This is a genomic window from Sphingobium sp. Cam5-1 (genome assembly GCF_015693305.1).
GTDB lineage: Bacteria > Pseudomonadota > Alphaproteobacteria > Sphingomonadales > Sphingomonadaceae > Sphingobium.
In genome coordinates this window covers 2,724,464-2,747,527 of the sequence record NZ_CP065138.1, presented here as the reverse complement: position 1 = coordinate 2,747,527, position 23,064 = coordinate 2,724,464, and the positions used below count along the sequence as shown (strand labels likewise).

The following is a 23,064-nucleotide window of genomic DNA, read 5'->3' as shown; positions in this document are numbered from 1 at the left end:
AAGGGGCGGCTGAATTTACATGGGTTTCAGGCAGGCGAAACGCGCCCGGCGTGCCTTGGGCGTTCTGATGATCGCTGCGTCACCCCTGTCGCTGCAAGCCCAGACATCTGCTGGTACGGTTGCTGCCGGGCAAGAGCCGCCAATCCTGCCCGACGACGAGTTTGAAGCGCGATTACCCAAGGCTGGCGAGAGTAACCCCGCCAACCCTGCCAGTCCGCTACCCTCGGTAGACAGCTGGATCGATCAGCAAATGCCGCAGGCCAGCGCGCCCGCCGAACTGCCGCCCGCCACCGAACCCCCAGCGGAAGCGGAACTGGTACAGCCCTTGGCCCCGCTCGACAGCGTAACCGTGCCGACTGAGGTGGCAAACGACAGCCCGCACGAAAAGACGCCCGAGATCCACTATGCCGTTGAGATCGACGGTTTCGGCAAAACCGGCCTTGAGGACGAATTCCGGGGCGAGTCAGCATTGGTCGATGGCAAGGGGCGCGCCGATACCGCCGCCATGGTGCAGGCGCGCGCGCATGAGGATGAAGCTCTCGCCGTGCGGCTGCTTTATTCGGAGGGCTATTATGACGCGACCGCGCTCGCCTCGCTCGACCAGAGCGGCAACGGCACGCTGAAGGCTGTGCTGTCCGTCACGCCAGGCAAGCGGTACAAGATCGGCGACATCGTCATCAACGCCGGGCCAACGGTGCCGCCAGGCCTTGTCCGCGACAGCCTGCCGCTCAACACCGGCGACTATATCGTGGCCGCTGACGTGGAAAGCGCGGAGGCCAATGTCGGGGTGAAGCTGCCCGAAAATGGCTATCCCTTCGCCAAGGTCGGGGAACGGGACATATTGCTCGACCCCGCGACGATCACCGGCGACTATACCCTGCCTGTCGATGTCGGCCCGCGCGGATCGTTCCGTGGGATCACAACCTCGGGCCGCAAGCAGGCCTTTGGCGCTGACCATATGAAGGTCATCAGTCGCTTCAAACCCGGCGAGCTTTACGACAGCCGCAAGGTGGATGACCTGCGCCGCGCCCTCGTCGCGACGGGCCTCTTCTCCAGCGTCGCGGTCGATCCGGTGCGCACCAACGAACCCGGCCCCGATGGCACCGAATATGTCGACCTGCATGTCGATCAGGAGGCGGGTCCGCCCCGCACGCTGGCGGGCGAGCTTGGCTATGGCACGGGGCAAGGCTTCCGCGCCGAAGGCACATGGACGCACCGCAATCTCTTCCCGCCAGAAGGCGCGCTGATCGCGAAGGTGATCGCGGGCACGCAGGAACAGGGCGTTGCCGGCACCTTCCGCCGCTCCAACGCCGGCAAGCGGGACAAGACCTTCCAGACGGGCGTCCTGCTCAACCACCAAAATTACGATGCCTATGAAGCCTTTACCGCGGGCCTCAACATCAGCTGGGCGCGGCAGTCCACGCCGATTTTCCAGAAACGCTGGACCTACACCTACGGCGCGGAAGTCCTGCTGTCGAACGAGCAGACGACCATCGATCTGGCAACGGCGGAAAAGCGGCGGCTGACCTATTTCATCGGCGCGCTGCCGGTGCAGCTTGGCTACGACCGATCGGACGACCTGCTCAATCCCACCAAAGGCTTCCGCGCCAATCTGCGCCTGTCACCTGAAGCGTCCCTGCAAGGCAATCTGTCACCCTATGTGCGCGGCACCTTTGATCTCAGCGGCTATTATCCCGTTTCCGATGCGCTGGTGATCGCGGCTCGGACGCGGCTTGGCACGATCAGCGGCGCATCGCGTGACCAGATCGCGCCTTCCCGCCGGGTCTATGCGGGCGGCGGCGGGTCGGTGCGCGGCTTTGGCTATCAGGAACTGGGGCCAAAGGACGTCAATGACGATCCCGTAGGCGGCCGATCCGTCAATGAGTTCGCCGTCGAGGGCCGTTACCGTTTCGGCAATTACGGCGTGGTCGCCTTCGTTGACGCGGGGCAAGTCTATGAAAGCGCCATCCCGAAATTCTCCGACATTCGCTATGGCGTAGGCTTGGGCGGCCGCTTCTATACCGACTTCGGTCCCTTCCGGGCAGACATAGCCATGCCGATCAACCGGCAGCCGGGCGAGTCCAAATTCACCCTCTATATCGGCATTGGGCAGGCTTTCTGATGGCCGAAGACACGCCTCCTTCCGCTCCGGAAAGCCAGACCGTGGTCATCCGGGAAGGACGGCCGCTCTGGCAGAAGATCGTGCTGGGCGTCGTGGGCCTGATCGTCGGCCTCGTCGTGCTTGTCGCGGGGTTGCTGCTGTTCCTCAACACGCAGCCAGGCAAAAAATTCCTGATCCGCCAGATCGCGGCGCTCAAGCTCGAATCTGGCATGGCGATCGAAGTCGGCCGCATCGAGGGATCGGTCTATAGCGACATGGTCATCCACGACCTCGTCCTGCGAGATCCCAAGGGGCCTTTCGCCGTATCTCCCCGCGTCCATGTCGTGTGGAGTCCCTTCCGCTACCTCAACAACCATATCTCCGTCCGGCTGCTGGAAAGCCCGCTGGTCGTGCTAGCCCGCAGCCCGCAGTTCAACGTCACGAAAAGCGATCCCAATGCGCCGATCCTCCCCGACCTCGACATCGACGTCGATCGGCTGAAGATCGCTAAATTCGTGCTGGCTCGGCCCGTGATCGGCCAGAAGCGCGAAATCGCCATCGATGGCGTCACCCACATCGCCGACGGCCGCGCGCAGCTTAGCGCCAACGCCGTCGTCGATAGCGGCGACCGGCTTCAGGCCTGGCTCGACGCAGTCCCCGAACAGAATCGCCTCGCCATGAAAGGCACGCTGACCGCGCCCAAAGGCGGCGTGATCGCAAAGATGAGCGGGCTTACCGATGGCCTAACCGCAACGCTCGACGGACGCGGCACATGGCAGGCGTGGAACGGCCGGATCGTCGCAACCTCGCCAAAGGGGCAGCTCGCAAACATCGCCCTTGCCGCACGTGACGGCAACTTCACGGCCAAGGGTCCAGTGCGCCCGGGCCTCGTCTTTGCCGGAACCGTGGACCCGCTGACCGCACCAGCCCTCGATGTCGATCTCTTCGCCGGGCTCAATGAGCGGCGCGTGAACCTGAAGGGTACGTTGCGCTCCACTGCCCTCGCCGCCACGGCGAATGGCCTCATCGACCTCGGCAAAAGCCAGTTCAGCGGCCTCAAGATCGACGCCGCGCTGCTGACGCCCGGCGCAATCATGGAAAAGGTGCGCGGCAACGATGTGCGCGCTTCGATCATCCTCGACGGGCCGATGGCCACACCCTTCATCGACTATGACCTGAGCGCCGCGATGCTCGCCTTCGACCAGACCGGGATCGAGGGCCTGAAAGCCAGCGGCCGCGCAGTGATCGACGCTGACCGCATCCGCATCCCCGTCAACGCGACCGCGCAGCGCGTCACCGGTCTCAATGCCGCAGCGGGTGGGCTGCTCCAGAATCTGCGCGTCAAGGGCGACTTCGCCTATTCAGCCGGCAAGCTGATCAGCGACAACCTCAAGATCGACAGCGACCGGGTGGATGCCACCGCCATTGTCCTCGCCGACCTCGACAAGGCCATCTACCGGGGCGCGCTCAAGGGGCGGGTGAATGATTACAAGATCGACGGCGTCGGCATCGTCAACCTCAACACCGATGTGAAGCTGGTGCCCGGACCCAAGGGCGGCTGGGGCCTTTCGGGCAAGTTCGGCGTCCGCACGTCACGTTGGGAAAACGCCTCGGTGCGCGATTTCCTGGGCGGCAATGCCATCGCGTCGGGCCGTATCGGCATGACGCCGGAAGGCAAGTTCACGCTGATGGACCTCAAGGGTGCCGCGCCCAATTTCCGCATCCATTCCGGATCAGGCAGCTACGACACCAATGGCGCGATCACCTTCGACGCCGCCGCCACGTCGAACCAATATGGCCCGCTCGCGCTCAGCGTGCGCGGTACGATGGAGCGGCCCCAGGCAGTCCTGCGCGCGGCTCGCCCCAATGTCGGCGTGCAGCTCTCCAATGTCGTCGCCAAGCTGAATGGCGAGGCTGGCGGCTACCGGCTGGAGGCGACCGGCGGCTCTGCCTATGGCCCCTTCTTCGCCAATGTGCTGATCCGTACGGCCAAGGGTCCGCTCACCATCGACATCACCCGCGCACGCTTCGCGGGCATCGACATGAACGGCCGCCTCCAACAGACCGCCGCCGGACCTTTCGCCGGACAGTTGGCCATGAACGGGTCCGGCATCACCGGCGCGGCGCGGCTCTCCGCCATCGGCAAAGCACAGGGCATCGCGGTGAACGCCACGGCCAGCAACGCCCGCCTGCCCGGCGAAGCCGACGTGGTGATCGGCCGCGCCCTCGTGACGGCGGACATCGTGCTCACCGACCAGCCACGCATCACCGCCGATGTCCAGATGGCGAACGCCGCCTATGGCGACTATGTCGTGCGAAAGAGCCGCGCCCGGATCAATTATCAGGGCGGCCGGGGCCGCGCGCAGTTGGTCGCCGACGGATCGACCGGCGTGCCCTTCTCCATCGCCGTCAATGCGGCGCTGCGCCCGAACCTCTACGCCGTCGCGCTGGAAGGCAAGGCGAGCAACATTCCCTTCCGCTTCGCCCAGCCCGCGATCATCCGCATCGAACCCCAAGGCTACCGACTGGAGCCAGCAACGCTCGTCATGCCTCAAGGTCGGGTCGATCTCGCCGGACGCTTCGGCAACCAGACCGCCCTCCAGGCACGGTTCAAGGATTTCGACCTCGCCATTATGAACATCTCCAGCCCCGGCCTCGGCATCAGTGGCAAGGCGACCGGCGCGATCGATTTCAACCAGAGCGGCAATTCCTTCCCCACCGCCACCACACGCGTCGCGATCAATAATTTCCGCCGCTCCAGCCTGTCAGCCGTCTCCGATCCGGTCTCCATGGCGATCGAAGGCCGTCTTTCGGGGCGCGGCGGCGACCTGCGCGGTCTCATCCGACGCGGCAACGCGCCATTAGGGCGCTTCATCGCCACGCTCGCGCCTTCCGGCCCCGGATCAAGCTGGACAGAGCAGCTTCAATCCGCACCCCTTGGCGGCGGCATACGCTATGCCGGGCCTGCCGACGTGCTGTTCTCCTTCGCCGGTCTCGCTGATCAGCAACTGACCGGCCCCATCGCCCTCGCAGCAGATTTCAGCGGCCGCCTCACCGCCCCGCGCCTCAACGGCCTCGTCCGCGCCAACGCGCTGACATATGAAAATGAAACGTTCGGCACGCGCCTGACGCAGATGCGTCTTGATGGCCGCTTTACCAACGATCGGCTGGAGATACGCGACTTTTCGGGCCGAGCTGGCGACGGCACGGTGCAGGCCAACGGCTCCGTCGGGCTCGCGGCCGAAAGCGGCTATCCCATGAACATCGCGATCAAGCTGGACCGCGCCCGCATCGCCCGCAGCCAGGCCATCACCAGCGTCGTCACCGGCACGATCAACGTGAGCAACAGCGCGGCAGACGGCGGACTGATCAAGGGCGACCTGTCGCTTCCCGAAACCCGATACCGTATCGCCTGGCAGGGCGGTGCCGACATCCGCCAGCTTCAGGGCGTCCGGCGCAAGGGCGAGGGCACCGACCTGCTCGACCAGCGCGTCGCGTCGCGGCAGGCAGCGGCCAAGCCCGCCGACTGGAAGCTCGACGTCCGGGTGCGCGCCGACAATGAAATCTATCTGACCGGCATGGGCCTTGATTCCGAATGGAAGACCAACATGCGCATTACCGGCACAACAAAGGCCCCGCGCGTCGTCGGCAAGATCGAGGTGATACGCGGCCGCTACAGCTTCTCAGGCCATCAGTTCGACCTTGAACAGGGCATCATCACCTTCAACGGGCCGATGATGAACCCGGTGCTGGCAATCCGCGCCGAAACCCGGATCAACACGGTGGCGGCAGGCATCGCGGTCGGCGGCACGGCGCAGAAGCCGGACATCAGCTTCATCTCGACGCCCACCCTGCCGCAGGACGAGATTTTGGCCCGCATCCTGTTCGGCGACAATGTCGCGAACCTGTCTGCCACCCAGGCGATCCAGCTTGCCGCTGCGCTCAACGGCCTGCGCGGCGGTGGTGGCGGGCTCAATCCGATGGGCAAGTTGCAGAATGCGTCTGGCGTCGACCGCATCGGCATCGTCAGCGGCGACAAGGAAACCGGGCGCGGCGCATCGCTGGCAGTGGGTCAGCACATCTCCAACAATATTTATGTGGAGGTGATCACCGATCCCAAGGGCTTCACCGCCACCCAGCTGGAAATCTCCCTGTCAAAGACGCTCAGCCTGCTGTCGAAGACCGGCACCAACGCCGGATCATCGGCAAACCTGCGCTATTCGAAGGATTATTGAAGCCGCTCGGCGCGGTAGCGGGCGATCAGCCCCTCATATTCGTCCATGCCGGGGAAGCGTTCGAAGCTGACCACCGCGCCGGTATGCGCCCAGGGCAGCTTTTCTGCCGTCTGCGTTTCCATCCATGGCGCGAACCAGCTCGCATCGTCCAGCATGGTTGCTCGCACATTGACGAAGCCCATGTCGGCGACAGGCTTGGTGAAGACCCAGCTCTTGCACCAGTCGCAATGATGATGGTGCACGTCTTCGCCATGCAGCCCACCAATCACCGTGGCGCCCGCAATCAGTTCAAAGCCGCCCGAAGGCATGATGATCGTGGTGGAAAAAGCGCTGCCCGTCATCTTCTGGCAGCCGGTACAATGACAAGCCGCCTCACCCCAAGGCGCTTCGCTCAACCGGAAACGCACACGCCCGCACCGGCAACCGCCTTCGATGGGGAGATCGGGAATGGACATGGGATTCTCCTGTTAAAGCGGACACATTAATCCTCCCCAGCGGAAGATGGGGAGGGGGACCAGCCGCAGGCTGGTGGAGGGGAAGCCGCGCAGGTCGTGCCATTTCCCCTCCACCACCGCTGCCCGGCGGTCCCCCTCCCCACGCTTACGCGCAGGGAGGATTTTGATCTTATCCTCGCCCTCAATGAAAGTCCCGAGACCTGGGCAATATCCGCACATTGCGCGGATGGCTGGACGTCCGGGGATGCTGAGGATGCACAAACTCATCCGCCCGCGACAAAGCGATCTGCGGCTTATGCGTATCCGACAGACGCGACAGCTCGGCGGTGCGATCATGCACCCGGCTCGCCATCAGGTGGACGACGCCCTCCTTGCTCCGCTGCACCTCGCCTTCGACCAGCATCAGCCGCGACGCCATCACCGGCCGCCGCTGCATTTCAAACAGTCGCGCCCACAGCAGGATGTTGGCGATCCCCGTTTCATCCTCGATCGTGATGAAGACGGCATTGCCCTTGCCCGGCCGCTGCCGCACCAGCACCACGCCCGCCGTCCGCACCTTCGTCCCGTTCTTCGCGGCCGATGTCTGCGCGCAGCTCAGCACCCCCTCGGCGGCAAAGACCGGGCGCAGGAACTCCATCGGATGGCCTTTGAGCGACAGGCGTGTCATCTGATAATCGGCCGCGACTTGTTCGGCGAGCGGCATGGCGGGCAACATCGCGTCCGGCTCCTGCCCCAATTCTCCCGCCGCCTTCTGGTCCCGCTTCCGGGCAGCAGCGAACAGCGGCAATTCATTGGACGGCGTCCGCCGCGCCTCCCACAGCGCCTCCCGCCGATCCTGCCCCAACGACCGGCACGCGTCCGCATCCGCCAGCAAGCGCAGCGCCCGCGCGGGCAACCCAGCCCGCCGCGCCAGATCCTCAAGGCTGGTGAACAGCCCACCTTCCCGCGCCTCCACCATCTGCGCCGCCCAAGCTTCGCGAAAACCATCGATCTGGCGAAAGCCCAGCCGCAGCGCCAACGCCCGCCCCTCCCCCTCACCCCGCCGCATGTCCCGCGACCGCAGCAGCGGTTCGAGCGCATTGTCCCACCCGCTCATATTCACATCCACATCATGCACCGCGACGCCATGCTCCCGCGCATCCCGCACGATCTGCGCGGGCGCATAGAACCCCATCGGCTGAGAATTCAGCAGCGCACAGGCAAAGACGGCAGGCTGGTGGCATTTGATCCAGGCCGACACATAGACCAGCCGGGCAAAGGACAGGGCATGACTTTCAGGAAAGCCATAGCTGCCAAACCCTTCGATCTGGCTATAGCAACGCTCGGCAAAGTCACGCTCATAGCCCCGCCGCACCATACCGCCGATCATCTTCTCCTTGAACTTGTCCATGCCCCCCACTTGCCGGAAAGTCGCCATCGACCGCCGCAGCTGGTTAGCCTCCGATGGCGTAAATTCCGCCGCGACAATGGCGAGCTTCATCGCCTGTTCCTGGAACAGGGGGACACCGTAGGTATCCTTCAGCAACTCCCGCAACTCATTGGGATTATGTGGATAGCCGGGGGAAGGAAATTCCGGCTTTTCAAGGCCCGCCCGCCGCCGCAAATAGGGATGCACCATGTCGCCTTCGATCGGCCCAGGCCGAACGATCGCAACCTGCACTGTCAGGTCGTACAGGTTCTCCGGCTTCAAGCGCGGCAGCATGTTAATCTGCGCCCGGCTTTCCACCTGAAACACACCGATGCTGTCCCCCTTTTGCAGCATGGCGTAAACAGCAGAGTCTTCGGAATCGAGATCGACGGTCAGGTCATGATCGCCCAGGCCATGACGCCGCATCAATTCATAAGCCCTGCGAATGCAGCTCAACATGCCGAGCGCGAGCACATCGACCTTCATCAGGCCCAGCGCATCGATGTCGTCCTTGTCCCATTCGATGAAGCTACGATCCGGCATCGCAGCATTGTGAATGGGCACCGTTTCATCCAGCCGGTTCTGAGTCAGCACAAAGCCGCCGACATGCTGGGACAGATGCCGGGCAAAAGGCGCTCGGATCAGTTGCTGAACCAGCGATCGCAACCGCAGTATCTCCGCATTGTCGAGGGAAAAGCCCGCATCGATGAAACGCCCATCGCCCAAATCGCTTGAGTAGCTGCCCCAGACGGTACTGGACAGGCGCGCCGCGATATCTTCGCTAAGGCCCAGTACCTTCGTCACTTCGCGCAGGGCGCTGCGAGACCGGTAATGGATGACGGTCGCGGCGATCCCCGCCCGCTCGCGCCCGTAGCGGCGGTAGATATATTGCATCACCTCCTCACGCCGCTCATGTTCGAAATCGACGTCGATGTCGGGCGGTTCGTTGCGCTCTTCTGACACGAAACGGGAAAAGAGCAGGTCGTGCTTCATCGGATCGACGGACGTGACGCCCAACAGGAAGCAGACAATCGAGTTGGCGGCGGACCCCCGGCCCTGGCAGAGAATGGGGGGCTTCTGCGCGCGGGCGAAGCACACAAGGTCGTGGACGGTCAGGAAGTAATAAGCATAGCGCTGCATTCGGATAAGGCGCAGCTCCTGTCCTATCAGCGCCCTTACCTTGGGAGGCAATCTGCGCCCGTAACGGCGCTTTGCCCGGCGACGCACCAAATCCTCCAGCCAGCCATCGGGTGACCAGCCGGACGGCACCGGCTCATGAGGATATTCATATTTTAGGTCAGTGAGGACGAAATCGATCTGATCAACGAAGCGGATCGTTTCAGCCAGCGCTTGCGGATAGGCAGCATAAAGGCGGGCCATTTCCTGCGGAGATTTGAGATGCCGCTCAGCATGTGCTTCCAGCCGTCGCCCCGCTTGCTTGAGCGTCACGCCATCCCGAATGCAGCTGAGCACGTCTTGCAAGGGCCGCGATGTCGCTTCGGCATATAGCACATCATTGGTCGCGATGACTGGCACACCCACCTCACGGGCAGTCTGCTGAATAGCGGTGGCATGTCGGCGGTCGCGCCCATGATAGCGCAGGGTCAGGCCAAGCCACACACATCCCGGCGCCTTGTCATGCAACAGGCGCAATGCATCCTGCCATGTGGGCGGAGACGCAGGCGGCACCAGTTTCAGGTGAGAGATGGACACCACCTCATCCCCGGACGGATAGGCCGGGGGAGCCTTGTGTACCTCTTGGGGCCGAGCCGTGGATAGCGGCAGGACAATCAACAGAAGGTCGTCAAGATGGCTAAGCAAATCACCGAAGGTAAGAATGCAATCTCCCTTCACCGCTTCCATATTGCCTTTGGTCAACAGACGGGTAAGCCGTCCCCACCCAAAGCGGCTTTTGGGATAGGCCAGAATGTCAGGCGTACCATCGACAAAGACCAGGCGAGCGCCCACCACCAAGCGCAGATCGGTATGACAGGCAGCCTCTTCCTGGGCGGTCAGTTCGACTGATTCGCCCCTCTCCTTCTTTTCTTTGATTATGGCGGCGCGGGCCTTGTCCGGCGCGTCGCGAAGGGCAACATAAGCGCGCACCACGCCAGCCACGCTGTTCCTGTCAGCAATGCCGATGGCGCGTAGCCCCAGATGATTGGCTTGTGCAACAATATCTGAAGGGTGTGAGGCGCCGTGCAGGAAGCTGTAATTGGACATGACGCCCAATTCGGCGAAGGCAGGCCCCTCCCTCGACACTGGCGGTCTTACAGCCTGTCGTATCTTCTCCCTTGCCTCAACCTCGTCCAACTCCCGCCGGTCGGGCGACCTGGGCTTGGACGGGTCAGGTCCCTTTCCGCGTTTCATGCGAACAGGCCGTGGATGTACCAGCCGGGATGCCGCGCCTCCGTGCCGTAAAGGCCATGGCGGAAGATCCAGTAGCGGCGACCGCGCGCATCCTCGATCCGGTAATAGTCGCGCGTCATGCCCGCACCTTCGCCCGCTAGTGCGCCGTCCTTCGCCTTCCACCATTCGGGCGCGATCCGCTCTGGCCCTTCATAGCGAGTCACTTCATGCGCGCTACGCCGCCAGCGGAAATGATGGGGCGGACCGTCGGGGACCTCCGCCACTACCTCGATCGGCTGGGGCGGGTCGAACAGATGGATGGGGCGCATCGGCGGGTCGCCGGACTCTTCCTGACGCGGCCAACTGGACGGGGTGCGGCTTTCGATCGCGGGCAAGGCAAGCTGCGCCTGCTCGGGAATATGGCTGTCGCGCGGTTCCAACCGCTGGATGCGGTTGCGGCCAGCGCGGACGGACAGCCGATCGATCAGCGCCGCGACCGCTTCCTCGCGTCGCGCCTCTCCCCCTTCCAGCGCCAGTTGGGTCGCGGCCATCGGCTCGGTCTGCGGCACGGTAAGGCGCAGCATGTCGAAGCCGAAGCCGGGATCCAGCGGATCGGACAGGCTGTCGATCCGCTCCCGCACCAGCCGCATGATCGCAGGCGCATCCCGCACCGGCAGGCCGGTTTCCACCCGCAGCGGAAAGGCGAGGCCATCGGCGCGGAAGAACAGCAATTCGAACCGCCGCCCGCCCTCGCCCCGCTCAGTCAGCCGCTCGCCCGCTTCGCCCGCCATCTCCTCAACCCGCTGCAAGGCATAGGCGGTGCTGCCCACAGGCTCGGCGAAACGACGCTCGATCCGCAGGACGGGACGCGGACGGCGGGGGCTAAGCGGGCGATGCCCCAGACCCAGCAGGCGATGCAGCGCGTCCACCGCCTCCTCGCCAAAGCGCGCGGCTAGCGCAGCGGCGGGGCGGGCGGCAAGATCGCCGATGGTGCGCAGCCCCGCGCGTCGCAACGCCACCCCGCTCTCCTGCTCCAGCTCCAGCGCCTCGACCGGCAGGCGACGCAGCGCAGCCTCCTCATCTGGCGCTGGCCCGGCGGAAAAACGGCACAGCGCATGCGCGCCCTCAGGCGTGCCCGCTACTGCATGACGCACTTCCATGCCGTGCCGCTCAAACCGCTCCACCGCCTCGCGCGCCAGGGCCTCCTCCCCGTTCCACAGATGCGCGCAGCCGGTGATGTCCAGCATCAGCCCATGCGGCGGATCGATCGCGGCCGCCGGCGTATAGCGCGCGCACCCATCGCACAGCCGCTCCAGCCAATCCTGATCGGCATGATGATCCGCTTCGAAGCTGACCAGATCCGGCTCCTGCGCCCGCGCATCGGCCAGCGTCATGCCTGCGCTCAGGCCCAGCGCCAGCGCATCGGCATCCGGCGTCACAAGGCGCATGGCCCCGCGCACAGCCTCCACGATGACGACCGGCCCGGCGCCGCCCTGTGCCTGCCACAGATCAGGCCGCGCGATGCGCAGGCGGTCGACCGGCAGGAAGGGGAACCACAGCGCCAGGTAGCGCCGCCTCTTCAGCGCGTTCTCCGCCTGCCCGTCCATGCTCATGGCGTTCATCGCACTCTTCTCCAAAATCTCCCCGTTCGGCATTCCACACCATCCGCCATGTCATGCCGTCTGCCCCCGAACGGCGGCGCAACAGGTGGAGCGAAAAGGCGCTCATGCCCGGCGCATTGCCCGGCAACGGCACGGATGGCGCAGCCTCCACCCGCCACCGCGTCTCCGCCGCGCTCGGCACCGGATCGCCGCCGATCCGCAGGACGAAGGCGGTAACACCAGACGTCTCCGCCGCCAGCGCCAGGCGGCGGCTGGCAGTCAGGTCCATGAGCGGCGCGCGCCCGCGCAGTTCGATGACCAGCGCGCCCAGCGCCGGGCATCGCAACGCATCGACCGCCGCGCGCAGCAGCAGGGCCTCATCCTTCATCACGCCGACCAGCAAATGGGCTGGATCTATTCCAAGCGCGGCAAGACCCGGGCCATAAGGTTGTCCCGCCGCTCCATCTGGAAGGCGCAACCAGAACAGAGGAGCCTCACGCGCCGCAAGATGGGCAAGGATCAGGGAAAGACCGGCAGTGGCGCCTTCATCTTCAGCATTCCCGAACAATTCATGCACCCGCCCCCTGGCAAGGCCACCCTGCAATGCCTGATCAAAAGCCGCATGTCCGGTCGTGATACGCGCACCTGCTTTGACGGCCGGAATCCCTTCCAGTGATGCAATGTGCCGCCTGAGGGCTGCAAGCCTGTTCACCGAATCCACCATAGAATGTTCTCTATATGTTCTTTTCGACGATAGCGCACCCCCTGTCAATCAACTTGGCTGGCATCAGAAAAAAGGGAGGATGGTTTCAGCTTCTTACACACATTGGCCATCATCCGGAAAAGTTTCACACCCGGCATTCTGCCAAGCTAATCTGTGTCGATGGACACGTCCCACATCGCCTCACTGGCTCACGCGCCCTTCCTTTTGGCGCGCCGCATTGCTTCGGCTCGCAGCCTGCGTCTTGTTTCCAGCGCCGCGACCGCGCTCCTTGCCTCCTACCCGAAGTCGGGCAGGACCTGGCTCAGGTTTATCCTGGCGCAATATTTCCTCGCGTCGCGTGCATATCCGCCCATTACGACCCAGAGCATGTTCACCTTTGCTCCCAATTTCGACCTGGATCCGGTGCGCGGCATACCGGCCTTTGTCCGCAGGTCGGAGGAGGCTTCTTTCCCCCTCATCCCTTCCACCCATCTGCGCTTCAAGCCGACCCTGCCCGGTCGGCTGCCCATCATATTCCTGATCCGCGATCCGCGGGCCGTACTTATTTCCGACTATCACCATGTGACCCGGCATAAGATGTCGTTTCAAGGCAGCGTTGATGATTTTCTCATGGATGAGAATAGAGGCCTGCCCCACTATATCAAATATATGAACAGCTGGGCCAATGGCCTCGAACGGCATGATCATCACATCATATATTATGAGGATCTACTGCTTCAAACGGAGGCAGAAGTCGAAAAGATGCTCAATTTCCTGGATGAGCCAGTCAACACCCAGGCTCTTCGATATGCGGTGGAAAACTCATCCTTCGAAAAGCTCAAGGCATTGGAACTCGCCCAGGGCATTCCCGGCCATGAATATGACAGATCGGATTCAGATGCCCTGCGGATCAGAAAGGGACAATCCGACAGCTTCCGCCAGGAACTGACGATCGAGCAACAAAAATTCATCGAGGATAGCTGCACGTCTCAGTTGAACCCCCGCATGTTGGCCAAGCTGGATCGATACGGCTTTTCGGACCCGCCTTCGTCATCCACCGTGAAATCGATTGGGATATCGCAATCCGTGGCGCCCGAAAAACAGGTCCATGATCCTGTAACCAAGCGCCGCCTTCCCTCTCTTGGCGTACAGCTTTTGAGCGAGGCGATGGTCATAATCGGCCTCGCCGCCATGCTCATCGCCCCGACCATTCTGGCGATAGAGGTAGGCGAATGGTTTTTCCGGCGGGAATGGGATGGGCATTCCCTGGAAGACGGCCTCGCCTTGTTCGGGATCGACCGGGTCGGGCCTGTAGAAACACCGACCGAACAAATACTCGACGTCTTTCTCGCGCTGCCCCTCACCATCGCCTTGTTCATGAACGGCCTCCTCATATTCCTGGCTGCCGTACATTTTGGAGATTGGGGTCTTCAGGGCGTACGGCTCAAGAAAAAGCTCGCCGTCGAGCAGAGCAAAAGGCGCCAGCGGAGCCACGCCAAAAATCCGCCCTCTGACCTCAAACCGGCAGGAATGGTGAGCCCCAGCCGCTGATCAATGTTCATTTAGAGCATCGTGCCTTTTATCTGGATCACTCAACCCCGTTCGGGCTGAGCTTGTCGAAGCCCTTCCCTTTCTAAAAAGAAGAAAAGCCCTTCGACAAGCTCAGGGCGAACGGTAACAGAGGAAGATTCTGATTTAAGGCACTATGCTCTAGCCCTGTTGAGCAAGCCTCGCCCTCTGCCCTCTTATCACGGTAAAAGGCCCGCCCCGCGAAAATGCGCGGGCGGGCCTTTTCAGTGCGTGAAACGAAAGGCGGGCAGAGCCGCGCGGCTGTCCTGCGGCTGATCCGGCCGCAGGCGTTAGCCGTGCTTATTCGCCATCATCCTCCGCTTCGGGTCCGGTCATCATCCCTTCGGCGACCTCTTCGGTCTTGCCCCGGATCACCTTTTCCAGGCGCTCCGCCATTTCGGGATTTTCCTTGAGGAAGGTCTTGGCATTTTCACGACCCTGGCCGATGCGGACGGAGTCGTAGGAGAACCAGGCGCCCGACTTTTCGACCACGCCCGCCTTGACGCCAAGGTCGAGTATCTCGCCGATCTTCGAAATCCCTTCGCCATACATGATGTCGAATTCCACCTGTTTGAAGGGCGGGGCCACCTTGTTCTTCACCACCTTCACGCGGGTCGCGTTGCCGACGATATCGTCGCGATCCTTGATCTGGCCGGTGCGGCGGATGTCGAGGCGAACCGACGCATAGAATTTCAGCGCGTTGCCGCCCGTCGTCGTTTCCGGATTGCCGTACATGACGCCGATCTTCATGCGGACCTGGTTGATGAAGATGACAAGGCACTTGGAACGCGAGATCGAACCCGTAAGCTTACGCAAAGCCTGGCTCATCAGGCGCGCCTGAAGGCCGACATGGCTATCGCCCATTTCGCCTTCGATTTCAGCGCGCGGCACCAGCGCGGCGACCGAGTCCACCACCAACACGTCAATGGCGTTTGAGCGCACCAGCGTATCGACAATCTCCAGCGCCTGTTCGCCGGTATCAGGCTGCGAAACAATCAGTTCGTCGATGTCGACGCCCAGCTTTTTGGCATAGACCGGGTCGAGCGCATGTTCCGCGTCGACAAAGGCCGCAATGCCGCCGGTCTTCTGCGCCTCTGCAATGGCATGCAGCGCCAGCGTGGTCTTGCCCGAGCTTTCAGGGCCATAGATTTCGATGATGCGGCCGCGCGGCAGGCCGCCGATACCCAGCGCGATGTCGAGCCCCAGCGATCCCGTCGAAATCGCCTCGATCTCGATCTTCTCGCGGCTGCCCAGCTTCATGGCCGAACCTTTACCGAAGGCGCGGTCAATCTGGGAAAGGGCAGCTTCCAATGCTTTCTGTCTGTCCATTGTCCCTGTCTTCTTGGAATCGATGAGTGAGAGCATTGCTGTCATCGGCCTATCCCCTGTCAAGCGGAAGCGCCGATTAAGTGGCGCCTTGGCCACCATGTATCCCCTTTGTTCTCAAAGAACAAGAGGGGAACGGAAATTTCCTATTTAGGCGGAAAGAACCTTCGTCAGCGCCCGCTCAACGGCGCCAATCGTATAAGGTTTTGCCAAAGTGGGCCGATCCGAATGCCCTGACGGCACATCATCAGCCATGCCCCCTGTCGCGAAAATAAAGGGGATACCGCTTTGCGCCAGCAGGTCCGCGACCGGCCAGCTTTTCTCACCCTGCAGATTGCAGTCCACCAACGCGGCGTCGAAGCCGCCCTTGCGCGCATGGTCGCACGCCTCGTCCACCGACACGGCAATGGCATGCAGGCGATATCCCAATGTTTCGAGATAATCTTCCAGCATCATGCCGATCATCGCTTCATCCTCAACCACCAGGATGGTCTTGCCGTCCGACATGTGCGATCCCCTATTTCGTTACGCTCGCTATCTTATCATCGGCGCGCGGACCAGCATAAACGCCTGATCGTTCAAGAAGTTCATTCCACCGCTGTACCCATTGCCAAGGCGTCCCGCGCCGCCTCGGCGAGCTGACTGACGGAAAATGGTTTGGGCAGGAAGGCGACATTGGCAAGGTCGATCGACTTGCGCAGCTGCTCCTCGGCATAGCCCGACATGAACAGCACGGGAAGGTCGGGATGCGTGTCCCGTGCCCGCGCGACCATGGACGGGCCGTCCATATTGGGCATGACCACGTCGGAGATCAGCAGGTCGATCTTCTCACCGCTCGCCAGTACCTCCAGCCCCTGCTCGCCATCATTGGCGGTCAGCACCTTGTAGCCCTGACGCGAAAGGGCGCGTTCGGCGACGGCGCGGACCATATCCTCGTCCTCGACCACCAGCACCGTGCCCGTGCCCCATGTCTCGCTGCGTTTGATAGGCAGCTTGGCGGGAATTGCCTGCTCCATGTCCGCGCCCTGATAGACGGGCAGGTAGATGACGAAACTCGCCCCCCGGCCAATTTCAGATTCGGCGAAGATATAGCCGCCCGACTGCTTGACGATGCCATAGACGGTGGAGAGGCCAAGCCCCGTGCCCTTGCCCAATTCCTTGGTCGTGAAGAAGGGCTCGAAAATCTTCGAAAGAATGTCGGGCGGGATGCCAAGGCCGGTGTCGGACACGCGCAACGCGGTATAATCGGCGGCGGGCAATATCTCCTGCCGCATTTCGCGCACCTTGCCGGCCGGAACCGCATAGGTCTGGATATTGAGGATGCCGCCTTCCGGCATCGCGTCGCGCGCATTGACCGCCAGGTTCACGATCACCTGCTCCAGCTGGCCCGGATCAGCACGCACCGCGCCCAGGTTGCGGCCATGGCTGACCTCCAGCTTCACGCTCTCACCCAGCAGGCGCTTTAGCAGGTTGGAGACGTCGGCAACGATGTCGGGCAGTTGCAGCACCTGCGGACGCAATGTCTGCTGCCGTGAAAAGGCGAGCAGCTGGCGCGTCAGCCCAGCCGCACGATTGCTGTTCGACTTGATCTGCTGAATATCGTCATAATCGCTGTCGCCCGGCGTATGGCGCATCAGCATCAGGTCGCAATGGCCGATGATCGCGGTCAGGATATTGTTGAAGTCATGCGCGACGCCACCAGCCAACTGGCCGATCGCCTGCATCTTGGTCGCCTGCGCCACCTGCCGCTTAAGCTTGCTTTCCTCGCTATTGTCCTTGAGGCTGAGCAGCACCGCTGCCTCGCCCAGGCCCCGGACGCCGGCCAGACTGAGTGCCGTCGGTTCCTCCGGCTCGTTGCGCAACCTGATGGCGATATCGCCCGACATTTGCGGGCCAACGGCAAAGCGGCGCACCGCATCAGCGACCGCTGCCTGATCCTCCCGCACGACCAGATCGCCGGGATAGCTCGGCCTCTCGCTACGCTTGAGCCCCGCCGCGCGGGAAAAGGCGCTGTTGAGGAACAGGACGCGACCATCGCGATCCGCCATGGCAAGGCCGAAGGGCAGCAGGGACAGCAGCGTTTCGATATAGGAAAGCGCCGATGTGCCGCCCGCGCTGCCCGCTGGCTCATCGATCAGCAGCAGCAGCATGGGACCATCTTGGCCCACTTGGCTACCAGCAGGCTGTGCCGTCCGACGCAATGGCACCTGCAACAACCGCAGCGGTAGCCCGCCCGACTCCTCACGCGCCAGAAATAGCCGCCCCTTGTCATCGACACGCATATGGGCGGCAAAGTCACGGCCGGTGATATTGGCGTCGATCCGGCCAGCGGCACGCAGCAGGAAAGCCCCATTTGCCGCGCGAATACGCCCTTCGCCGCCGATCATCACCGCCATGATCCCGGCCTCGCCCATCTGCCGCCCCGCGTCCCCGGTCAGCAGGCGGTGCACATCGTCGAGCGCGTTGGGCTGGCGAACCGGAGTAAAGCGCCACAGCAGATAATCTTCCGACCGGCCGGTGCGGCACAGATCGACGTCCAACCGGAGAGCGCCCTGCGCCACGCTTTCGACCCGCGCCTCTCCATCGCGCCAGGCCGCGCGGGCGGCAGCGCTCAGGCTTTCCGTCAGGCCCGGCTCGGCGGTGAGATTGGGGGGCGTCGGAAATCCGGGAAACCATTCGCCGAACAGGTCGCTGGCGCAGACAAGCCGCCCTGCCCGGTCGGTCACCGCGATGGCCATGTTGGACGCATCCGCTGCGGCGCGCGCTACCGTCCAGTCCGGCACCGCCTCGCCGTCTGCCGCCTCTTCCGGGAAAATGCGCCGATACCAGCTGAGCAGCGCAGCGATGGCAAGGATCATCGCGCCGAACCCTGTGGCCATAGCCGGGTTGCCGGTCGCATAGATGACGAGAACCGCCGAAAGCAGCGCCGCCAGTATCAGCAGCGGCAGGGACAGCCGCGAAGGGCGATCGCCCGTCCACGCTTCCTCATCCCTTTTGACGCGCGAGGCCATCGGCCGGCCTTCCCCCTGAAAACGCCTGGACTATTCGCCCTGCGTCAGACGCGGGCGACTTCTTCCAATGCGCTGCTTTCGGGTGGCTTGCCAATCCTCAATTTGCGCGCATGCCATTTCCGGCCCATCCGATGGCGCCAGATCCAGTCGGCAAGGAAATATCCGACAACAGCGAACGCGATCGAAATCAGCGCCAGCCCGAACAGCATGGCGGGCGCCGCTTCGGAAAACAGCCAGCCGCACCATTCGCGGATCGATGCGTGCTTATCCACCAGCGCCATGAAGCCCGAAGCGTCCGCGCTGCGCCCGAGGAACCAGTTGCCCACATAGACGGACGCCATCAGGAACAGCGGTGTTGTCGCCGGATTGGAAAGAAACGTCATCGCCGCCGCCAGCGGAATATTGGCCCGGAACGGCAGCGCCAGCATCGCCGCCCCGGCAATCTGCACACCGGGGATCAACAGAAATATCCCGACCAGCAGCCCCAACGCGACTCCACGCGGCACTGACCGGCGGGTAAAGCGCCACAGCGAGGGTTCCAGCACCCGGTGCGCGACCGGCGCGATGAAGCGGTTGTCTTCCAGCGATTCACGGGTCGGCGCATTGGCGTGCCACCATCGGGCAAGACGGCCCATGCTCGCCTTGGGACCCATCAGCGATGGTCCTTCATGATACGCTGCTGATCCCGCTTCCAGTCGCGTTCCTTGATCGTTTCGCGCTTGTCGTGCGTCTTCTTGCCCTTGGCCAGCGCCAGTTCGACCTTGGCCTTGCCACGGCTGTTGAAATAGACGCTCAAGGGGACAAGCGTCATGCCCTTGCGCTCGACCGCGCCGTGCATGCGCGCGATCTCCCGCTCGTGCAGCAACAGCTTGCGGGGCCGCTTGGGCTCATGATTATAGCGATTGCCGTGGCTGAATTCGGGGATGTTGCTGTTGACCAGCCACACCTGATCGCCCTTCACCTCGGCATAGCTCTCCGCGATGTTGCCCTCGCCGAAACGGAGCGACTTCACCTCCGTGCCTTGCAGCGCGATTCCCGCTTCGAACACATCCTCAAGGAAATATTCAAAACGCGCGCGCCGGTTCTCGGCGACGATCTTCTTCTTGTCGAACAATTCGGGACGAGGGCGGGCCATGGGACTCTTAACTAACTCACTTCACCATATAAGGCCGCAGCCCATTTAGACGAGACCCGCAATTTCCAAAGCCCGATCGACAGCGGCGCGGCTCGATTCCGAAGGCCATGTGATCGGCAGGCGCAATTCACCGGGCATGTCGGACCGCACGCGGCTGAGCGCATATTTAACCGGCCCAGGTGAAGAATCGCTGAACAGCGCGTCGTGCAGCGGGTAGAGCCGGTCCTGCAACGCCAGTGCACCAGCCCAGTCACCCGACGCACAAGCCGCCTGGAACTCCGCGCAGAGACGCGGCGCGACATTGGCCGTGACGGAGATGCAACCCTTGCCCCCCATGGCGTTGAATCCCAGCGCGGTTTCGTCATTGCCGGACAGCTGGCAGAAATCATCGCGGCAGGCGAGGCGCTGCGCGGTGACCCGCCCCAGATTCCCGGTGGCGTCCTTTATGCCGACGATCGACTGATATTCTTCCGTCAAGCGATGGATCACCGGCACGCCAATGTCGGTGATCGTGCGGCTCGGTACATTGTAAAGGACGATCGGCAGCTGGCAGCGCTCGGCCAGATAGGCGAAATGCTGATAAACGCCATCCTGGTTGGGCTTGTTATAATAGGGCGCGACCACCAGCGCCGCGTCCGCACCAGAAGCCTGCGCCGCGAACATATGCTCCAGAGCGATTCGCGTGTCGTTGGACCCGCAGCCCGCGATCACCGGCACCCGCCCCGCCGCCTGATCGACGCAAATCGCGACGACACGATTATGCTCCTCGACCGTCATGGTCGCGCTTTCGCCGGTGGTGCCGCATGGCACCAAAGCGCTGCTGCCCTCCTCGATCTGCCAGTCCACCAGAGCGCGAAACGCGGCCTCGTCCACGCTCCCGTCGCGAAATGGGGTGACCAGCGCCGGAATCGACCCGGAAAACATCAACAAACTCCTTCAATTCACCGGCATTCCGGGGCACACTGTCGAGTGTAGGCCTCGGCGCGCTATAGCGCGTCATTCAGGGCCTGATAAGGATGGAATTGCGATGATGTCCAGTAGGCTGTCAGCTCGCCGCCCCGAAACAGCAATGGTCCGCATGCCCTTGATCGCTCTTCTTCTTTTTACCGCGGGCGCCAGCGCCCAGACCCAAGCCCCCGTCGCGTCGCCCTATCCGGCGGGCGCGGTGGTGCAGCAACTGCCCGCCACGACTCAGGCATCGCCTCAGCCATCGCCCTGGAATCAGGTGAGCAGCCGAATCGGCGTCGCGTCCGATCCGTCCATCTCCGCGACGATCAGCCAGTGGCGCGCATTGCAGCAGAGCGACGGCTTGGGCTTCTCCTCCTATGCCAGCTTCATCCTCGCCAATCCCGGTTGGCCTGGGGAGGACCGGATGCGGCGGCTGGCGGAAACCGGCATCAACCCCAACAGCTATGATCCGCGTCAGGTGACGGCCTTCTTCGCCCGCTTCCCCGCGCGCACCGCCACCGGCCATGCACGCAATGCGCTGGCGCTGATGCAGATGGGCCGCATGCCCGAAGCGCGCATCGCCGCACGCAGCGCCTGGGTCGGCGGCACGCTTTCGCCCGATGACGAGGCTCGCTTGCTATCGCTCTTCGGTAGCAGCTGGACGAGCGCGGACCATGATCAGCGCGCCGACGTGCTGCTGTGGGGCGGCGACATCGCCGGAGCGCAACGGATGCTCGCCTATGTGACGCCCACGCGACGCCCGGTCTACGAAGCGCGTATCGCCTTCCGCCAGAAGGCGCCGGACGCCGCCGCCCGGATGCAAGTCGCCGAGCCAGTGGGGATTTCCGACGCTGGCTTCGTCGCGGACAAGGCGACTTGGCTGTTGAACACGGGCAATTGGATCGCCGCACGGCAATATCTCGCCAACCGACCCCAGCTGACCTTCCGCCCGGGCAATGCGGAAAAATGGTATGAGACATTGCTTGGCCAGGCGCGCGCCGCCGCCAATGACAGCCAGTGGAGCTTCGCCTATGGCATCGCCAGCAAGCTCGACGATGCCTATGCGCCCGGCACCGACGTTTCCAGCCGCCCGATTGGCGAGCGCGATGACTATACCAGCCTCGCCTGGCTGGCGGGATCGACCGCCTTCTACAATCTGAACCGCCCATCGGACGCGGCGGCGATGTTCCGCCGCTACGCAACGGCTGCCAAATCCCCCCAGACCCAGTCGAAGGGCTATTATTGGGCAGGCCGCGCAGCACTGGCAGCCGGTGATACGGCCACCGCGACCAGCTATTTCGCCCAGGCGTCGGTGTTCCCGGATCAATTCTACGGCCAACTTGCCCTGGAACGCATCGGAAAGCCGGTGCCCGCGCCTGCCCTTTTCGAACGGGCCGTGGAGATTTCCGCCGCCGATCGCTCCGCCTTCGCCAATCGCTCGGTCGTCCGCGCGGTGAAGGCGCTGGGGCAAATGGGCTATTGGGAGGATCAGAGCAAATTCGCCCGCGCCATCGCCAATAATGCCGACAGTGACAGCGACCATTATCTGGCCGCCGAACTCGCCAAGAGCATCGGCAGGCCCGACATGGGCGTGATGGTCGGCCGCCGCGCCGTGTCCAGCGGCCTCACCGGCTATGGCGAAAGCGCCTTCCCCCGCGTGCCCGTGCCGCCTACGGCCCAATCCAACTGGACGATGGTGCATGCCATCGCGCGGCAGGAAAGTCAGTTCGACCGGCAGATCGTCAGCCACGCTGGCGCGCGCGGCCTGATGCAGCTTATGCCGGGCACCGCGCGGGAACAGGCGGGCAAGCTCGGCCTTGGCTATGACCCCGGCTCGCTCAACGATCCGAGCTACAACATCATGCTCGGCTCATCCTACTTCCAGCGCATGCTCGACTATTATGGCGGCAGCTACCCGCTGGCCGTCGCGGCCTATAATGCCGGTCCCGGCAATGTGAACCGCTGGGTCAACGCCAACGGCGACCCTCGCCTGCCGGGCGCGGACATGTTGCGCTGGATCGAGCAGATCCCGCTTTTCGAAACGCGCAACTATGTACAGCGCGTGCTGGAAAATGCGGTTGTCTATGAAGCGATGAACCCCGAACGCGCCCGCTTCCGGGGTTCCAACACCCCCCTCTCCAAATATCTGGGCAAGCAGACCCCAGGCTGACGTCCGCAGAGGCGCGGAAAAGGGCCGAAGGCCAAAAATCACCTCCGCGCCTC

Annotated in this window: 14 protein-coding genes; 4 read left to right on the top strand and 10 right to left on the bottom strand. The window is 63.3% G+C overall.

What is annotated here, in order from left to right; translation table 11 throughout:
• Window positions 1-19: 19 nt before the first annotated feature.
• Together IZV00_RS13640 and IZV00_RS13635 are read left to right on the top strand one after the other, a co-directional pair.
• The gene (locus tag IZV00_RS13640) at window positions 20-2,122 is read left to right on the top strand and encodes an autotransporter assembly complex protein TamA (RefSeq protein ID WP_196225120.1); all 2,103 of its coding nucleotides are present in this window, start codon (window positions 20-22) and stop codon (window positions 2,120-2,122) included.
• Window positions 2,122-6,336, top strand: coding sequence for a translocation/assembly module TamB domain-containing protein (locus IZV00_RS13635; protein WP_196225119.1), 4,215 nt, complete (start codon window positions 2,122-2,124; stop codon window positions 6,334-6,336). Before IZV00_RS13640 ends, IZV00_RS13635 begins: the two co-directional genes overlap by 1 nt.
• Here the strand turns inward: IZV00_RS13635 and IZV00_RS13630 are convergent.
• The 4 genes from IZV00_RS13630 to IZV00_RS13615 all read right to left on the bottom strand — a co-directional run bounded on the left by IZV00_RS13630 (window position 6,330) and on the right by IZV00_RS13615 (window position 12,873).
• Entirely contained in the window at window positions 6,330-6,791 is a 462-nt protein-coding gene (locus IZV00_RS13630) for a GFA family protein (protein WP_196225118.1), read from the bottom strand. The genes IZV00_RS13635 and IZV00_RS13630 overlap by 7 nt on opposite strands.
• Before the next feature lie 181 nt (window positions 6,792-6,972).
• Window positions 6,973-10,569 carry an error-prone DNA polymerase gene (locus IZV00_RS13625; protein WP_196225117.1) on the bottom strand — a complete coding sequence of 1,199 codons (3,597 nt, stop codon included), beginning with the start codon at window positions 10,567-10,569 and terminating at the stop codon, window positions 6,973-6,975.
• Window positions 10,566-12,161: a Y-family DNA polymerase gene (locus IZV00_RS13620; protein WP_196226672.1), complete on the bottom strand. Its 1,596-nt coding sequence runs from the start codon at window positions 12,159-12,161 to the stop codon at window positions 10,566-10,568. The genes IZV00_RS13625 and IZV00_RS13620 overlap by 4 nt, the downstream gene beginning before the upstream one ends.
• Entirely contained in the window at window positions 12,058-12,873 is an 816-nt protein-coding gene (locus IZV00_RS13615) for an ImuA family protein (RefSeq protein WP_196225116.1), read from the bottom strand. Before IZV00_RS13615 ends, IZV00_RS13620 begins: the two co-directional genes overlap by 104 nt.
• Before the next feature lie 159 nt (window positions 12,874-13,032).
• On the opposite strand from IZV00_RS13615, the gene IZV00_RS13610 reads away from it, so the two are divergent.
• Window positions 13,033-14,403, top strand: coding sequence for a sulfotransferase domain-containing protein (locus IZV00_RS13610; protein WP_196225115.1), 1,371 nt, complete (start codon window positions 13,033-13,035; stop codon window positions 14,401-14,403).
• Between the two features lie 318 nt (window positions 14,404-14,721).
• Here IZV00_RS13610 and recA read toward each other — a convergent pair whose 3' ends face one another.
• The 6 genes from recA to dapA form a co-directional block, all read right to left on the bottom strand.
• Window positions 14,722-15,795: a recombinase RecA gene (gene recA, locus IZV00_RS13605; protein WP_196225114.1), complete on the bottom strand. Its 1,074-nt coding sequence runs from the start codon at window positions 15,793-15,795 to the stop codon at window positions 14,722-14,724.
• A 102-nt stretch (window positions 15,796-15,897) separates the two neighbouring features.
• Window positions 15,898-16,254: a response regulator gene (locus IZV00_RS13600; RefSeq protein ID WP_196225113.1), complete on the bottom strand. Its 357-nt coding sequence runs from the start codon at window positions 16,252-16,254 to the stop codon at window positions 15,898-15,900.
• Between the two features lie 80 nt (window positions 16,255-16,334).
• Window positions 16,335-18,758, bottom strand: coding sequence for a hybrid sensor histidine kinase/response regulator (locus IZV00_RS13595; protein ID WP_196225112.1), 2,424 nt, complete (start codon window positions 18,756-18,758; stop codon window positions 16,335-16,337).
• A gap of 44 nt (window positions 18,759-18,802) precedes the next feature.
• Window positions 18,803-19,411 (bottom strand): DUF2062 domain-containing protein, encoded by a 609-nt coding sequence (locus IZV00_RS13590; protein WP_230463224.1) that lies wholly within the window; start codon window positions 19,409-19,411, stop codon window positions 18,803-18,805.
• The gene (gene smpB / locus IZV00_RS13585; RefSeq protein WP_196225111.1) at window positions 19,411-19,893 is read right to left on the bottom strand and encodes an SsrA-binding protein SmpB; all 483 of its coding nucleotides are present in this window, start codon (window positions 19,891-19,893) and stop codon (window positions 19,411-19,413) included. The genes IZV00_RS13590 and smpB overlap by 1 nt, the downstream gene beginning before the upstream one ends.
• Window positions 19,894-19,938: 45 nt before the next feature.
• Window positions 19,939-20,817 carry a 4-hydroxy-tetrahydrodipicolinate synthase gene (gene dapA, locus IZV00_RS13580; protein WP_196225110.1) on the bottom strand — a complete coding sequence of 293 codons (879 nt, stop codon included), beginning with the start codon at window positions 20,815-20,817 and terminating at the stop codon, window positions 19,939-19,941.
• Between the two features lie 154 nt (window positions 20,818-20,971).
• On the opposite strand from dapA, the gene IZV00_RS13575 reads away from it, so the two are divergent.
• Entirely contained in the window at window positions 20,972-23,011 is a 2,040-nt protein-coding gene (locus tag IZV00_RS13575) for a lytic transglycosylase domain-containing protein (protein ID WP_196225109.1), read from the top strand.
• Window positions 23,012-23,064 lie beyond the last annotated feature (53 nt).

Bases quoted from the DNA above. Each gene is read 5' to 3' on its own strand.
- IZV00_RS13640 (WP_196225120.1), top strand. From the start codon at position 20: ATGGGTTTCAGGCAGGCGAAACGCGCCCGGCGTGCCTTGGGCGTTCTG.
- IZV00_RS13600 (WP_196225113.1), bottom strand. From the start codon at position 16,254: ATGTCGGACGGCAAGACCATCCTGGTGGTTGAGGATGAAGCGATGATC.
- IZV00_RS13575 (WP_196225109.1), top strand. From the start codon at position 20,972: ATGCCCTTGATCGCTCTTCTTCTTTTTACCGCGGGCGCCAGCGCCCAG.
- IZV00_RS13595 (WP_196225112.1), bottom strand. From the start codon at position 18,758: ATGGCCTCGCGCGTCAAAAGGGATGAGGAAGCGTGGACGGGCGATCGC.
- IZV00_RS13625 (WP_196225117.1), bottom strand. From the start codon at position 10,569: ATGAAACGCGGAAAGGGACCTGACCCGTCCAAGCCCAGGTCGCCCGAC.
- IZV00_RS13620 (WP_196226672.1), bottom strand. From the start codon at position 12,161: ATGAGCATGGACGGGCAGGCGGAGAACGCGCTGAAGAGGCGGCGCTAC.
- smpB (WP_196225111.1), bottom strand. From the start codon at position 19,893: ATGGCCCGCCCTCGTCCCGAATTGTTCGACAAGAAGAAGATCGTCGCC.
- IZV00_RS13630 (WP_196225118.1), bottom strand. From the start codon at position 6,791: ATGTCCATTCCCGATCTCCCCATCGAAGGCGGTTGCCGGTGCGGGCGT.
- IZV00_RS13610 (WP_196225115.1), top strand. From the start codon at position 13,033: ATGGACACGTCCCACATCGCCTCACTGGCTCACGCGCCCTTCCTTTTG.
- IZV00_RS13590 (WP_230463224.1), bottom strand. From the start codon at position 19,411: ATGGGTCCCAAGGCGAGCATGGGCCGTCTTGCCCGATGGTGGCACGCC.
- IZV00_RS13635 (WP_196225119.1), top strand. From the start codon at position 2,122: ATGGCCGAAGACACGCCTCCTTCCGCTCCGGAAAGCCAGACCGTGGTC.
- dapA (WP_196225110.1), bottom strand. From the start codon at position 20,817: ATGTTTTCCGGGTCGATTCCGGCGCTGGTCACCCCATTTCGCGACGGG.
- recA (WP_196225114.1), bottom strand. From the start codon at position 15,795: ATGACAGCAATGCTCTCACTCATCGATTCCAAGAAGACAGGGACAATG.
- IZV00_RS13615 (WP_196225116.1), bottom strand. From the start codon at position 12,873: ATGGTGGATTCGGTGAACAGGCTTGCAGCCCTCAGGCGGCACATTGCA.